Below are 13,269 nucleotides of genomic sequence, written 5' to 3'. Positions count from 1 at the left end.
GTAGGTAAAGCGTATTATTCGGATAGCGAGCACATATTGATGGCTCGCTACTTGAATGGGCTTTATTGATAATGAGAGAATTTATTGCCTCATTTTGACGTCAGTGAGCCATTTATTGATCAATTCCTTGCGCATTTTATTAGAACCGTATTTTTCCATGTCATAGCTGATGAGATTTAAGTCAGTAGGTTTTAACGTTAAGGGGGAGGCTTCTGCTGTCGTGTTGGTGAGGATCTGATAGGATTGGCCTTTCTTCCAGCTTAGCTCTTGAGCTTCTTTAGAGAGTACCCAATCGACAAATAATTTGGCGTTATCTATATTGCGGGCATTTTTGATGATGCTGACACCACCAATTTCATATCCAGTGCCTTCGCAGGGAGCAATGAGTTTCATTGGTGCGCCATTTTCAACTTCCAGTGAGTAGTCATGCAAAAAGCCAATTCCGATGGCTGTTTCACCACGGGCAGTATTACGTGCAGGGGCAATACCCGATTTGGTGTATTGGGAAATATTACGGTTCAATTTTTTCAGGTAATCGAACGCCGCGGTTTCTCCCCATAGTTGGACAAATGTTGCCAATGCTGTGTAGGATGTACCGGAGCTTTGTGGGTCTGCAATTTGGATTTCACCTTTATATTCTGGTTTTATCAGATCTTTCCAGCATGCGGGTATGGACAGATTTTGCTCTTTCAATCGTTCTGTATTCACCCCAAAACCTAAAATTCCCATATAGACCGCAGAAGTGTAATTTCCTTTGCGTTTTGCCGGATCACGGAATTGAGTCATGATTTGGTCTAAATTAGGTGATTTATAAGGATACAGAAGATCCATTTCTCCCGCTTGGGAGTGGGGATCAAGTGTACCGCCATACCAGACATCTGCTTGTGGATTACGTTTTTCCGCTTCGATTTTGGCTAATGTGCTACCTGATCCATTTCGGATAAATGTGGTTTTCACCTTGTATTTTTCGCTAAAAGCACGTGTTTCTGTTTCACATAGGGCATTGGTGCCACTGCAATAGACAACGAGCCGTCCTGCTGCTTGGGCATTGTTGGTCATAGCTGTAAGAGTTAATCCCATCATGATCAGGGAAGGGAAAGATTTTAATTTCATTATAACTTCCTTACTGTCCATAAATATTGGTTTTACGTATTTATAATCAAATCAATAAAACAAATTAGTATTGTTTTTAGGTAAGGGGGAATATCGAAAATATTTTTCAAATAGATAATGACGAGTGAATTAAAGTTATTCAACTTGAAATGATGAATTTGTAATGTGAATAACATTTTTTATTGCTTGATTGATTAATCGATTATTCTGGTTGTAAATTTTATTGCTTGTTTTATTAAGTGGTTTCTCTATTTTATAGTGGCTATACCAGTCGCCTTTCAAGATGCGTTTTATATCTCCCCGCGCAGCGGGGAGATATAAGCACTCTCGTTGGTTTTGCAAACGGCAACTTGAAGTTAGATTGGTATATCTTAATAGAATAGTGCTCAATTCACTTGAGCACTACAGAAAAATAATTATGTTATCGATATGTTTTATTCACTTTACTAACATCAGACATTAACATTGGCATCAGTAATAACCCCATCACAGCGGCTGCAAGTGTCAGTAAGGCAAACATACCTGTCCAATCATAGCGATCAATGATCTGGCTTAATGGCCAACCCGCGAGTGCCGCACCAAAATAGGCATACAATCCTAAATATCCGGTCACTGTACCCGCTGCTTTTTTGTGGCAATGTTCCGTTGCTGAAAGGCCGATTAACATCTGTGGGCCAAATACAAAAAAGCCAATACTGAAAATGCAAATAGATAATAGTACATAATTATTTATGGGGATTAACCAGAGGGCGGCCATTGAAAAGAATAGGCCGAGCGAAAATAGTAGAATGACGGGTGCGCGTTGGCTACGAAATAGTAAATCAGAACTCCACCCAGAACAGAGAGCACCCAATAATCCGCCTAATTCAAATAATGATAGTGTGGCATTGGCATTCAGTAAATCGACTCTATGTTTTTCTAATAACCATAAGTTACCCCAGTCATTAATTGCGATTCTAATGAAATAGACGAGAATATAAGAAAAACCAAGGAGCCAGATGGTACGATTGAATAAAATGGTTTCCTGTAGGATTTGCATCATAGGCATGGGGGAAGATAATCGTTCTTGTCGTAGCTCCATAGGATCTTGTCGCCAATATCCCACGCTAGGTAAACCCTGTTCCTGTGGAATTCCTCGTATTCTCCGGCATAGCCAAATCCCCAGTACAATGCCAATGAGTCCAGGCACGAACAATGCTGCGCGCCAACCATAATGCGTTGCCAAGAGCGCAGACAATAATGGCAGAAAAATCCCACTGATATTGATAGATATATTCCAACAACCCCACCAAAATCCTCGTTCGTTACGGGAATACCAATGAGTGAGAAGTCGAGCACATGTTGGCCATCCCCATCCTTGAAAAAAACCGTTTAGCGTCCAGACAAACAATAAAGAAGGCAGTGATGAGCAAAAGGTAAAAATGATATTCAGCATTCCAGTCATAAATAACCCTGCGCCCATGAACCAGCGATAACCAGTGTGATCATGGAAAATGCCAGAAAAAAACTTTGAACTGCCATAAGCAAGGTAAAATAAACTGGTTATCCACCCAATATCATTTTTATTAAGGGCTAACTCCAGTTGCATGGTTGGCACAACGATATTCAAACTCTTGCGAGTTAGGTAGAATGCGGCATAGCCTATAATCATGGATATGAGCAAATGGCTTCGCCAATAGCGGTAATTTTGTGATACTTGCTCATGGCTAGTGCCTTGCATAAATGTCTCCATAAAATAGATATCAGTAGTCGATGTTGCTTTGGTCGTCCCGAAGAGAATATTAGCTATTTAGTATCCCTGTCTGTATTTATCGGTAAATATATAATGACATGGGTTCCTTGTTGGGTATTGAGTCGCCAATGACCCCCAAGCGCCTGAACACGTTCTTCAATACCTTTGAGTCCAAATCCCGTATTTTTATTATCATCAATGATACCAATACCGTTATCACTGACTTCAAGTACGATTAAATGTCTTTTTTGCTTTAATGTAATATTTATTTGGCTGGCGTTAGCATGCTTACTGATATTGTTCAGTAACTCTTGAACTAACCTATAAAGCGTCAGAATGATAGTATTATCATCAGGAGGATGGGGTAGTTGGTAATCAAAATGACAAAGGATGTTTTGTTCCTCGAAAGCAAATTCGTTGATTAAGTGGTGAATTGATTGTTCAAAAGACATTTCGTCAAGCGCTGGTGGACGCAGTTCACGCAGCAGTTGACGGGTTGTCTGATGTATTTTTTGGGAAAGTTGGTTAATCTGTTCGGCTGATTTATGGGCTAATGATAGCGTTGAACTACGTTTTATTAGCATGGATTGAATTTGAATGGCAGTGATATTTTGACCAATGGCATCATGAAGTTCTCTGGCAATATTTTTACGAATATCTTCTTCTGTATGTACCAGTTTTTGCATCAAAATATGGCGTGTTGCTAACTCTTTTTCTAATCGTTCACGATAACGGTTTAAGTTATTTGCCAACTGCTTTTGATAGGTTAAGCTACCTGCCAATTGTTGTTGGCGACTGATGGCAATACCAAGACCTATCCCTAATAAAGCTTGAGTGGTTAAAAAAATCTCTAATTCTTGTAATTCACTGAATGAACCATTGAATTGACGGGCAGAAGTGACGAGTAAACTTCCTAACAATGCAGAGAGAACACCTCCTTGCCAACCATAGCGATAGGCCATAAATATGTTGGGAATAAAGACTAAAATTGATAGTAACCATTCTATTTCTGAGGATAGAAGATATTGGCCACTGATCCCCAATAGACTAAATAGGAAACACCACATCAACAAAGACGTTCTTAATTGTGGATCGGTTATATCGGCCTTGGCATGTTGATTTTTCCAATATTGCTCATATAAATAAACATAAATCAAATAGACGAATGGAGAGAGTAAAACACCACCACTTAAGGAGGAAAGAAAAATAAAGCTGATTTTTTCAGGTAACGAAAAGCACAAAAATAAGATTTGTAAAAGACTATTAATGATAACGCCTGCCAACAAGATAGAAAGCTGTTGCCAATAAAGAGAATAATTACACCATATCTTTTGAATGCCAAATGCTGTGATCACACTAATAAATGGGGAGAGTAGAACGATTGGATAGATAATAAGCTGTTCGCTTTTTAGCCACAGCAAGATGCTTGTTTCACTAATCAGAAGAATTGGAAGATATCGCCGTCCCAACAAAATCATAAATACTAAACGTATTCCTTGAGGTAAAAATAGCGTTGCTTGTAGTCCACTATTGTGAAAGTAAAAACTAATTACCCATAATGAAATCCAAATCAGTGAATAAAATAAGCAAAGGAATAGTGATTGTAAGAGGAAAAAAAGTTTTTCATTCATTGATTAACTCGTAATGATTTGATTCTTGAGGGCATAATGAACTAGATCAATAGTGGTATTACAGTGTAATTTATCTAAAATTCTGGCTCTATGGACATGAACGGTGTTGTGACTAAGCCCAAGTTGTTCAGCAATTGTTTTTACACTAATCCCATTGATTAATAATGGGAAAATTTCTTTTTCTCTCGGTGTCAGAGTTTGCAGTGCTGTCAATTCTTGAGGTTTTTGGCGAAGTGCTTTCAGCGCATGGGCACAAAGATAAATATTTCCTTGATGGACTGACCGGACGGCCTGTACTAACTCCTCCGGCCCACAAAATTTCGTCAAATAACCTCGTGCACCTGAGTCCAGCGCATTTTGGACAAGTGCGGCAGTATCATAAATACTTAACATGATTGTGCGAAAATTTGGGCATGTGGGGCGGAGCCGTGCCAGAAGTTGTAGGCCACTTTCGTCAGGCATGGAGATATCCATGATGACAATATCTATCGTTTTTCTGAGTAAATCTGGCCATGCTTCATTGGCGCTGCTGTATTGACCCACAATGATAATATCATCTTCAAGTGACAATAATTGGACAAAGCCTGAACGCACAACAACATGGTCATCAATGAGGGCAATTTTTATCTTCATTTTTATTGTATGTTGTAGGGGTTTTATTATAAATCATTTAGATATCATAATGTTCATACAACAAAATTCATGCAAATAATTAAACTAAATTTGTTATCTGACTAACAAATTTTATTTTTAAACCGCTAAGTTATATTGATTTCTAATGGTGATTATTTTTTATTGTCGATTATATACCTCCATTTCGTAACAATAAATGCTATACCAATCTAACTTCAATATGCGTGTGATTTCTCCCCGCGAAGCGGGGAGAAATCAGGTTTCATATCGTGTTGTAAATTGCAACTTGAAGTTTAATGCGTATATACTCGTTGCCTTTCAAGATTCGTCTTATATCTCCCCGCGTCGCGGGGAGATATAAACATTCATATTGGCTTGCAATCTGTAACTTGAAGTCGGACTGGTATATCTTTATTCATTGTTCGTAAATAAATAAAAGTATTTATTGCTATTAAATGGTGTTTTTTTCTTTGTTAGAGGAAATTAGCCGATTTAATAGATAAATTCGACCGCAATGACGTGTGTTTCCAAGGTTATATTTTAAATGAATGGCTGGCAATTGATATTTGGCCAGCCAAATCGATCAAATTGAATGCAATAACTGAGAGTTAGGGTAAATTTCGACCGTAATAGATTTCCTGTATCTCTTTTTTAAGTAACCGGGTGATTTCTTCCTTTTCCGTTTCACTTAGCTCTTCGGCTGTGGTATTGAACAAATATTCATTCAGATCAAATTCTTTCAACATCATTTTAGTATGGAAAAGGTTTTCCTGAAAAATATTCACATCAATCATATGGTACTGGGATTGAATTTCTTCCGTCAGATAATTTTGAATGGAGCTAATTTCATGGTCAATATAGAGTTTTACGCCATTGATATCTCTGGTAAACCCACGGACACGATAATCCATTGTGACAATGTCAGATTCCAATTCATAAATCAGATAATTCAGCGCCTTAAGAGGAGAAATCACGCCACAGGTTGATACTTCAATATCTGCCCTGAAGGTACACAGGCCGCCATCTGGATGGCTTTCTGGATAGGTATGCACGCAGATATGGCTTTTGTCCAAGTGGGCGACGACAGAATCAGGAAGTGGGCCTGGGTTTTCCGTATTATCCACCAATTTGGGATCAATAGGTTCTTCACTAATCAGAAGGGTAACGCTTGCCCCTTTGGGGTCATAGTCCTGGCAAGCAATATTAAGAATGTTTGCACCAATGATTGAACAGGTTTCACCGAGTATTTCAGTCAGGCGGGTTGCATTATATTGTTCATCAATGTACGCGATATAACTGTCGCGGTCGGCTTTTGTTTTTGCATAACAGATATCATAGATACAGAAACTCAAGCTTTTTGTTAGATTATTAAAGCCGTGCAATTTCAGTTTGCGCAATTTAGTTCACCTCCCGGCTAATGGGCGATTATTGAGTTCCAGATAGGGCATTCAGTAAGTATTGCGGCAGTGCAAAACTTCCTATATGCACGGCTGGTGTGTAGTAACGGCAAGTTATGGCCACATTTTCAAAGCGTTGTTGCAGTATTGCCAGAGGCACTTGACGCAAGGCGGGGTTTTGGGTCGCCCACGCAAATGTCATGATCCCACCGTAATAAGTTGGAATGGCGGCCTGATAAAAATGGCTATCAGTAAAATAGTGGTTCAGCTTTTTATGGCTGTTGACCGCTTCATCTTGTTGCAGGAAACAGACACCGTTTTGGGCGACAAAAATACCGCCTTGGTTTAAGCAACGAGTACAGCCTTGATAAAATTCAGAGGTGAACAGGCTTTCACCGGGTCCATTAGGGTCGGTACAATCAGAGATGATGACATCGAATTTTTCAGATGTGGTGTTAACAAAATGGATGCCATCGTCAATCACCAGCTTGAAGCGAGGATCGTCATAGGCTCCTGCGTTATGGTTTGGTAAATACTGACGGCAGAATTCGACGACACCGGCATCAATTTCTACCATTGTGATGTTGTCGAGATAGTGATGACGGCAAACTTCGCGCAGCATCCCACCATCACCACCGCCAATGATCAACACTTTTTTGGCCTGGCTGTGGGCAAATAGTGGCACATGGGCCATCATTTCATGATAGATAAATTCATCGCGTTCTGTGGTTTGTATCACCCCATCCAGTGCCATGATACGGCCTAGTTCGGTATTTTCGAAAATGATTAAATCTTGGTGCTCAGTCTTATCGTGATAGAGCACATTTTCAACAGCGAAATATTGACCGAAATTGGGATGCAATGTTTCATACCAAATTTCTTTTTGTGACATGTTCCGCTATTCCTCCATTTGATACTCATGGGCGTTGGGTGCACATAGTAGCCAACAATTAACGTGATTGTCACTTAGTTTCAACACGAAATTAATGTTGGGTGTATATTCAAAAGGAGTTATTTTATATAGGAGAGGAGACTGAGGGAATTTCGAGCCAGAGAGCGGCATTTAACGTCATGAGGCAGATTGATCCCTTTTAAGTCGTCGTAACCGGATTGATTCAGTTCTTGCATTAGCTGACTGTCATAGTTAGTGAGATCCCACTTGTTGCGTTGGGCAAAATAGATAATGGTGCGCTTAATTTGAAAATCCGGGATTTGGCTATAGCCACAGTCATGTTTTAGATAGATGTAGACGGCGGTCAGATCGGCGAGATCTTCAGCTTCATTCTCAGACAGCGCTTTTGCTGGTTGAGCAAAACTAAACAGAACCAGAATGTACGTGAATAAGGCTATTTTTTGCATAATTTCTATTATACTGATTTTCTGACATTTTACTTAAATTAACATATTAATATCTTTGTTAGCCAAACTTTATTTGCTTAATTTTGGTGAAATGATCATTTTTTATGCCAATGAAAAAATGAGGTTATATGGTAACGAACAAGTTTGTTCTGATGGCAGAGAGTGTTATTTTATGCGCTCGGTGAGCTTATGCTATTGAGTGTATGTAAATAGTCGCATTCATCTTTGGGTTTGATTTGTGATTATTTAAAATAAAATCAACTGGTTATATTAATGAAGAAACATATTGTAGAAGTGATGATCTCCGAACAGGAGGTTAAGCAACGTATTGCTGAGCTGGGGCAACAGATTACAGAACACTATCGTCATAGCGATCGTGAGTTAGTCTTGGTTGGCTTGTTGAGAGGATCGTTTATCTTTATGGCCGATCTATGCCGTGAAATTCAAGTTCCCCATGAAGTGGATTTTATGACCGCATCCAGCTATGGCAATCAGATGAGTTCTACCCGCGATGTGAAAATCCTCAAAGATTTGGATGAAGATATTCGTGGAAAAGATGTGTTGATCGTTGAAGATATTATCGACTCAGGCAATACACTGAACAAAATCCGCGAAATTCTGGCGCTACGTGAACCGAATTCACTGGCGATTTGTACTTTATTGAACAAACCTTCTCGCCGCGAAGTCGATGTACCCGTTGAGTGGATTGGTTATTCCATTGAAGATAAATTTGTCGTCGGTTATGGTATTGATTATGCGCAGCATTATCGCCATTTGCCTTATATCGGGCATGTTACCTTGCTGGAAGAGTGATCTTTGCGATAAGCAGAAATAATGAATTATTGCGTGAACAAATGGCAGCAAGAAGCTGCCATTTGTTTTGTTAGTCAAAAACGATTATTTGGTCTGGGATAGCTTGGAAATCGCTTGACGGTAATTGAGTTCCAGTTTTTCACGGCTGTCGGCTGTAATATCCAGATCATGTAATTCACCGTCCTTTAAACCATACACCCAACCGTGGATCATCACTTTCTGCCCGCGTTTCCACGCAGATTGCATAATGGTTGAGTGGCCGAGGTTGTAGACCTGTTCAATCACATTCAATTCACACAGGCGATTGAGTCTATCGTTAGGAGATAACTCACCCAGCATGGAACTGTGTTTGTACCACAAATCACGGATATGGAGCAGCCAGTTGTTGATTAAGCCCAATTCAGTACCATCCACTGCCGCTTCAATACCACCACAGCCGTAATGTCCACAGATGATGATGTGTTCAACCTGCAAGACATCAACTGCATATTGTACAACAGATAAACAGTTTAAATCGGTATGGATAACAAGGTTAGCGACGTTTCGATGAACAAAAAGATCGCCTGGGGCAGCATCAATCAGTTTTTCGGCAGGTACTCGGCTATCAGAGCAGCCTATCCACAGGAAATGGGGTTTTTGCGCTTTTGATAATTCCTTGAAAAAAAGCGGATTTTCTTCGTTTACGGATTCTGACCACTGCTTGTTCCTGGCAAACAGCTCTTCAATTTTTCTCATCATAACGAATAGCCTGGTAACATTTTTGAGATAGAATCATATACAACATTAATTGAAAATTTAATATTTAATTCAAGAATGTTTTTTATTTGTCCCCTGTCATTGCTAAGAAATAGGGGAAAAATGATGGCATAATTTCTATCTTGCAGCAGTCATAACGAGCAAATAATAAAGGTATTTTTTACTTATGGTTTACGCATTGGAATTGACGCAGCTCACGAAAGTCTATGAGAGTGGAGTGAAAGCGCTGCGGGGGATTAGTTTGCATGTAGGAGCAGGCGATTTTTATGCGCTTTTGGGGCCAAATGGCGCAGGGAAATCCACGACGATCGGTATTATTAGCTCTTTGGTTAATAAAAGTGGCGGTAAGGTGAAGGTCTTTGGCTACGATATTGATACGGATCTTGTTAATGCCAAACGACAGCTTGGCCTGGTTCCACAAGAATTTAACTTCAATCCATTCGAGACAGTGATTCAGATTGTATTGAATCAGGCAGGATATTATGGTGTCCCGCGCAATGTGGCACAGGAGCGGGCTAAAACCTATCTTACGCAATTGGATCTATGGGAAAAGCGCGACGAGCGGGCAATTCGTTTGTCCGGCGGTATGAAACGGCGCTTAATGATAGCCCGCGCCTTAATGCACCAGCCAAAGTTGTTAATCCTTGATGAACCCACCGCAGGGGTGGATATCGAACTGCGCCGATCGATGTGGGAATTTTTGCGAGAACTGAATGCGCAAGGCACCACGATCATCCTGACGACTCACTATCTTGAAGAAGCTGAAATGTTGTGCCGTAACATCGGCATCATCCAGCATGGCGAGCTGGTGGAAAACACGAGCATGAAAAACCTGCTTAGCCAACTTGAGCGTGAAACATTCTTGTTTGATTTAGCACCGAAAGGGGCAATACCGGTTGTTGAAGGTTACGACTACCGTCTGATTGATGCAGTAACGCTGGAAGTGGATGTAAAGCGTGGGCAGGGGTTGAATGATGTTTTCTCCCAGCTAAGTACACAGGGCATACAAATCAGCAGTATGCGTAACAAAGCGAATCGTCTGGAAGAACTGTTTGTCGGATTGACTAATCATAATCAAGGGGATAGGTAATGTGCCAATTATACTGGGTGGCTCTGAAAACCCTATGGACTAAAGAGATCACTCGTTTTGCGCGTATTTGGGTGCAAACATTACTGCCACCTGTGATCACGATGTCCCTTTATTTCGTTATCTTCGGCAATCTGGTGGGTTCCCGCATTGGCGAAATGGGGGGATTTGGTTATATGCAGTTTATTGTGCCTGGGCTGATAATGATGTCAGTGATCACCAACTCTTACGCCAACGTTGCGTCATCATTCTTTGGCGCCAAGTTCCAGCGCAGCATTGAAGAAGTGTTGGTTGCTCCGGTTCCAACCCATGTCATCATTGCGGGATTTGTGGGCGGCGGGGTCGCTCGTGGGATATGCGTTGGTATTTTGGTGACATTGGTTTCCCTGTTGTTCGTACCGTTACAGATACACTCATGGGGAATGATAGTGATCACTTTGCTGGCAACCTCGATCCTATTTTCGTTGGCAGGATTATTGAATGCCATTTTTGCGAAAACGTTTGATGATATTAGTATTATTCCCACATTTGTTTTGACGCCATTGACCTATTTAGGGGGGGTATTCTACTCCCTGACCCTGTTGCCGACTTTTTGGCAGCTAGTGTCAAAGCTAAACCCAATCGTCTATATGGTCAGTGGATTCCGTTATGGCTTTCTCGGTATTATGGATGTTTCTCTGGTGATGACATTGGGGATGTTGGGCATTTTTATTGTTGGGTTTTATGTATTGGCTTGGTATCTCATTGAGACAGGTCGAGGGTTAAGAACCTAATAGCGAAAATTCAATACTCCGCCGTTGATGACGGCGGAGTCGCGTTTATCACGATATCTCATTATTGGCGTGATCAGTCAGCTAAATTAACCTGCTGATTATCAATCAGTCGTGTTTGTCCCAGCCATGCAGCCATCAGGATCACGGCTTTCTTGCTTTGTTCCGTTAATGGCATCAGGTTTTCCGCATCACGGATAAATAGCTCATCCGGCATAAAGCCCGCTTCACGTAAATGCGCAGATGCCAGTTCAATAAGCTGTTCAGTATCCCGTTCGCCATTTTGTAGCCTTTCTGCTATATATTGCATTGTTTTGTTGAGCAAAGGCGCAATCTTTTTCTCTTCAGCGGACAGAAGGTTATTACGTGAGCTTAGCGCCAATCCGTTTTTATCACGGACGATCGGCACGGAAACCAATGTCATATCGTAAGCCATATCAGCAATCATTTTGCGAATAATCTGTAATTGCTGAAAATCTTTTTCGCCGAAATAGACCAGATCGGGCTGGATTAGGTTAAACAATTTACTGACCACAGTGGTGACGCCACGGAAATGTCCCGGTCGGCTGGCTCCTTCGAGGATATAAGAGAGTTCGGGGACTTCGATAAACGTTTGGTCGCCGTTTAAGCCATGCGGGTACATGTCGTTGACGCTGGGAGCGAATACCAGCTCGACATTGCGACGGCTCAGTTTTTCGCAATCTTCCTGCAAAGTTCGTGGATAATTGACCAGATCGTCTTCTCGGTCAAATTGCATTGGGTTGACGAAAATACTGGCGATAACAACATCGGCCTGCGCTTTAGCGGTATCAACCAATGTCATATGACCATCATGCAGATTTCCCATTGTGGGAACGAAGGCAATACGCTTACCCGCTTGGCGCCAGCGACGGATTTCCCGGCGTAAGATGGGGATCGTTTCTATAATCAGCATTGCTGTAACTCCTTTAATTAGCCGTCATGCTGGGAATATTCAGTTAAATGAATGTGCTTGATCGGGATAGGCACCGCTTTCTACTTGTTCAATGTATAGGCGAACGGCGTCCCTTATATTGCCAGTTTCTTTGAGGAAGTCTTTGGCAAATTTAGGCGGTTTTGCGGTGATACCCAAGGCATCATGCATAACCAGAATTTGACCATCAGTCATATTGCCTGCCCCAATGCCAATAACCGGAATTTCCAACGCTTCGGTGATACGCTGCGCCAGTGCAACGGGAACACATTCTAACACCAGTAGTTGCATTCCTGCTTTTTCCAGGGCTACGGCATCGTTAAATAACTTCTGGGCTGAGGAATCATCACGCCCCTGAACTTTGTAGCCGCCAAGGACATTGACAAATTGGGGTGTCAGACCTAAATGACCGCAAACGGGGACGGCACGTTCGGTCAGCATCTTGACGGTGTCACATAACCAGTCTCCACCTTCAATTTTGACCATATTGGCACCAGAACGCAGTAATGCCGCCGCATGGCCAAAACTTTGTTCGGGGGTGGCGTAGCTCATAAAAGGCATATCGGCGATAAGAAAAGCATGGGGCGCGCCCGTGCGAACACTTCGGGTGTGGTAAGCAATATCTTCAGTCGTGACAGGTAAGGTAGAGTCGAATCCTTGTATCGTCATGCCGAGGGAATCGCCAATAAGCATGATATTAATGCCTTGTTCGGCGAAGAGACTGGCGAAACTGGCATCGTAAGCGGTGATGGTGGCAAATTTGCGCTTTGTTTTTTTTAACTGACTCAGATCAGCCAGGGTTATTGGTTTCATTACATTCTCCTGAATAGTGATACCCTCTGTTTTTCAAGTTGCCGCTTGCAAACCTATGTGAATGTTTATACCTCCCGCGCCGCGGGAAGGTATAAAACGCATCTTGAAAGGTGATGGGTATAGATCCTGCCCCATTGGGTGATCTCAAAAAGACCAATGGGATAGGCTCTCATTATCCAGAAATAGCCCATAGTTGTATAAAGCGTTATAACC

At 41.5% G+C, this 13,269-nt stretch carries 13 protein-coding genes; 3 read left to right on the top strand and 10 right to left on the bottom strand.

Annotated elements, in window-relative coordinates; translation table 11 throughout:
• Window positions 1-81: 81 nt before the first annotated feature.
• The 7 genes from Xkoz_RS09685 to Xkoz_RS09655 form a co-directional block, all read right to left on the bottom strand.
• Window positions 82-1,113 carry an ABC transporter substrate-binding protein gene (locus Xkoz_RS09685; RefSeq protein ID WP_099141967.1) on the bottom strand — a complete coding sequence of 344 codons (1,032 nt, stop codon included), beginning with the start codon at window positions 1,111-1,113 and terminating at the stop codon, window positions 82-84.
• 421 nt (window positions 1,114-1,534) lie between these two features.
• A complete protein-coding gene (uhpC, locus tag Xkoz_RS09680) occupies window positions 1,535-2,833 on the bottom strand; it encodes an MFS transporter family glucose-6-phosphate receptor UhpC (RefSeq protein WP_099141966.1) in 1,299 nt (432 codons plus the stop codon).
• Between the two features lie 65 nt (window positions 2,834-2,898).
• Window positions 2,899-4,476 carry an MASE1 domain-containing sensor histidine kinase gene (locus Xkoz_RS09675; RefSeq protein ID WP_099141965.1) on the bottom strand — a complete coding sequence of 526 codons (1,578 nt, stop codon included), beginning with the start codon at window positions 4,474-4,476 and terminating at the stop codon, window positions 2,899-2,901.
• A gap of 3 nt (window positions 4,477-4,479) precedes the next feature.
• A complete protein-coding gene (locus Xkoz_RS09670) occupies window positions 4,480-5,109 on the bottom strand; it encodes a response regulator transcription factor (protein WP_099141964.1) in 630 nt (209 codons plus the stop codon).
• Between the two features lie 608 nt (window positions 5,110-5,717).
• The gene (speD, locus tag Xkoz_RS09665) at window positions 5,718-6,506 is read right to left on the bottom strand and encodes an adenosylmethionine decarboxylase (RefSeq protein WP_099141963.1); all 789 of its coding nucleotides are present in this window, start codon (window positions 6,504-6,506) and stop codon (window positions 5,718-5,720) included.
• A 28-nt stretch (window positions 6,507-6,534) separates the two neighbouring features.
• Complete coding sequence (gene speE / locus Xkoz_RS09660) at window positions 6,535-7,398, bottom strand: polyamine aminopropyltransferase (RefSeq protein WP_099141962.1); 864 nt, start codon at window positions 7,396-7,398, stop codon at window positions 6,535-6,537.
• A 119-nt stretch (window positions 7,399-7,517) separates the two neighbouring features.
• The gene (locus Xkoz_RS09655; protein ID WP_099141961.1) at window positions 7,518-7,865 is read right to left on the bottom strand and encodes a YacC family pilotin-like protein; all 348 of its coding nucleotides are present in this window, start codon (window positions 7,863-7,865) and stop codon (window positions 7,518-7,520) included.
• Window positions 7,866-8,138: 273 nt separating this feature from the next.
• Between Xkoz_RS09655 and hpt the strand changes: the two genes are divergently transcribed.
• On the top strand, window positions 8,139-8,678 hold the full coding sequence (gene hpt, locus Xkoz_RS09650; protein WP_099141960.1) for a hypoxanthine phosphoribosyltransferase: 540 nt from the start codon (window positions 8,139-8,141) through the stop codon (window positions 8,676-8,678).
• Between the two features lie 84 nt (window positions 8,679-8,762).
• Here hpt and can read toward each other — a convergent pair whose 3' ends face one another.
• On the bottom strand, window positions 8,763-9,416 hold the full coding sequence (gene can, locus Xkoz_RS09645; RefSeq protein ID WP_099141959.1) for a carbonate dehydratase: 654 nt from the start codon (window positions 9,414-9,416) through the stop codon (window positions 8,763-8,765).
• A 184-nt stretch (window positions 9,417-9,600) separates the two neighbouring features.
• Between can and Xkoz_RS09640 the strand changes: the two genes are divergently transcribed.
• On the top strand, window positions 9,601-10,524 hold the full coding sequence (locus tag Xkoz_RS09640) for an ABC transporter ATP-binding protein (protein ID WP_099141958.1): 924 nt from the start codon (window positions 9,601-9,603) through the stop codon (window positions 10,522-10,524).
• Window positions 10,524-11,294: an ABC transporter permease gene (locus Xkoz_RS09635; RefSeq protein ID WP_099141957.1), complete on the top strand. Its 771-nt coding sequence runs from the start codon at window positions 10,524-10,526 to the stop codon at window positions 11,292-11,294. Before Xkoz_RS09640 ends, Xkoz_RS09635 begins: the two co-directional genes overlap by 1 nt.
• A 73-nt stretch (window positions 11,295-11,367) precedes the next feature.
• Here the strand turns inward: Xkoz_RS09635 and panC are convergent, their stop codons facing one another.
• Both panC and panB read right to left on the bottom strand, forming a co-directional pair.
• Window positions 11,368-12,225: a pantoate--beta-alanine ligase gene (gene panC, locus Xkoz_RS09630; protein WP_099141956.1), complete on the bottom strand. Its 858-nt coding sequence runs from the start codon at window positions 12,223-12,225 to the stop codon at window positions 11,368-11,370.
• A 39-nt stretch (window positions 12,226-12,264) separates the two neighbouring features.
• Window positions 12,265-13,056, bottom strand: coding sequence for a 3-methyl-2-oxobutanoate hydroxymethyltransferase (gene panB / locus Xkoz_RS09625; protein WP_099141955.1), 792 nt, complete (start codon window positions 13,054-13,056; stop codon window positions 12,265-12,267).
• Window positions 13,057-13,269: the final 213 nt, after the last annotated feature.

Source organism: Xenorhabdus kozodoii, from assembly GCF_002632875.1.
Taxonomy (GTDB): Bacteria; Pseudomonadota; Gammaproteobacteria; order Enterobacterales; family Enterobacteriaceae; genus Xenorhabdus; species Xenorhabdus kozodoii.
This window is presented reverse-complemented; position numbering and strand designations above follow the sequence as displayed.

What these genes read in the sequence shown, in the direction of transcription:
- Xkoz_RS09685 (WP_099141967.1), bottom strand. Translation starts at nt 1,113, where the DNA reads ATGAAATTAAAATCTTTCCCTTCCCTGATCATGATGGGATTAACTCTT.
- uhpC (WP_099141966.1), bottom strand. Translation starts at nt 2,833, where the DNA reads ATGCAAGGCACTAGCCATGAGCAAGTATCACAAAATTACCGCTATTGG.
- Xkoz_RS09675 (WP_099141965.1), bottom strand. Translation starts at nt 4,476, where the DNA reads ATGAATGAAAAACTTTTTTTCCTCTTACAATCACTATTCCTTTGCTTA.
- Xkoz_RS09670 (WP_099141964.1), bottom strand. Translation starts at nt 5,109, where the DNA reads ATGAAGATAAAAATTGCCCTCATTGATGACCATGTTGTTGTGCGTTCA.
- speE (WP_099141962.1), bottom strand. Translation starts at nt 7,398, where the DNA reads ATGTCACAAAAAGAAATTTGGTATGAAACATTGCATCCCAATTTCGGT.
- Xkoz_RS09655 (WP_099141961.1), bottom strand. Translation starts at nt 7,865, where the DNA reads ATGCAAAAAATAGCCTTATTCACGTACATTCTGGTTCTGTTTAGTTTT.
- hpt (WP_099141960.1), top strand. Translation starts at nt 8,139, where the DNA reads ATGAAGAAACATATTGTAGAAGTGATGATCTCCGAACAGGAGGTTAAG.
- can (WP_099141959.1), bottom strand. Translation starts at nt 9,416, where the DNA reads ATGATGAGAAAAATTGAAGAGCTGTTTGCCAGGAACAAGCAGTGGTCA.
- Xkoz_RS09640 (WP_099141958.1), top strand. Translation starts at nt 9,601, where the DNA reads ATGGTTTACGCATTGGAATTGACGCAGCTCACGAAAGTCTATGAGAGT.
- Xkoz_RS09635 (WP_099141957.1), top strand. Translation starts at nt 10,524, where the DNA reads ATGTGCCAATTATACTGGGTGGCTCTGAAAACCCTATGGACTAAAGAG.
- panC (WP_099141956.1), bottom strand. Translation starts at nt 12,225, where the DNA reads ATGCTGATTATAGAAACGATCCCCATCTTACGCCGGGAAATCCGTCGC.
- panB (WP_099141955.1), bottom strand. Translation starts at nt 13,056, where the DNA reads ATGAAACCAATAACCCTGGCTGATCTGAGTCAGTTAAAAAAAACAAAG.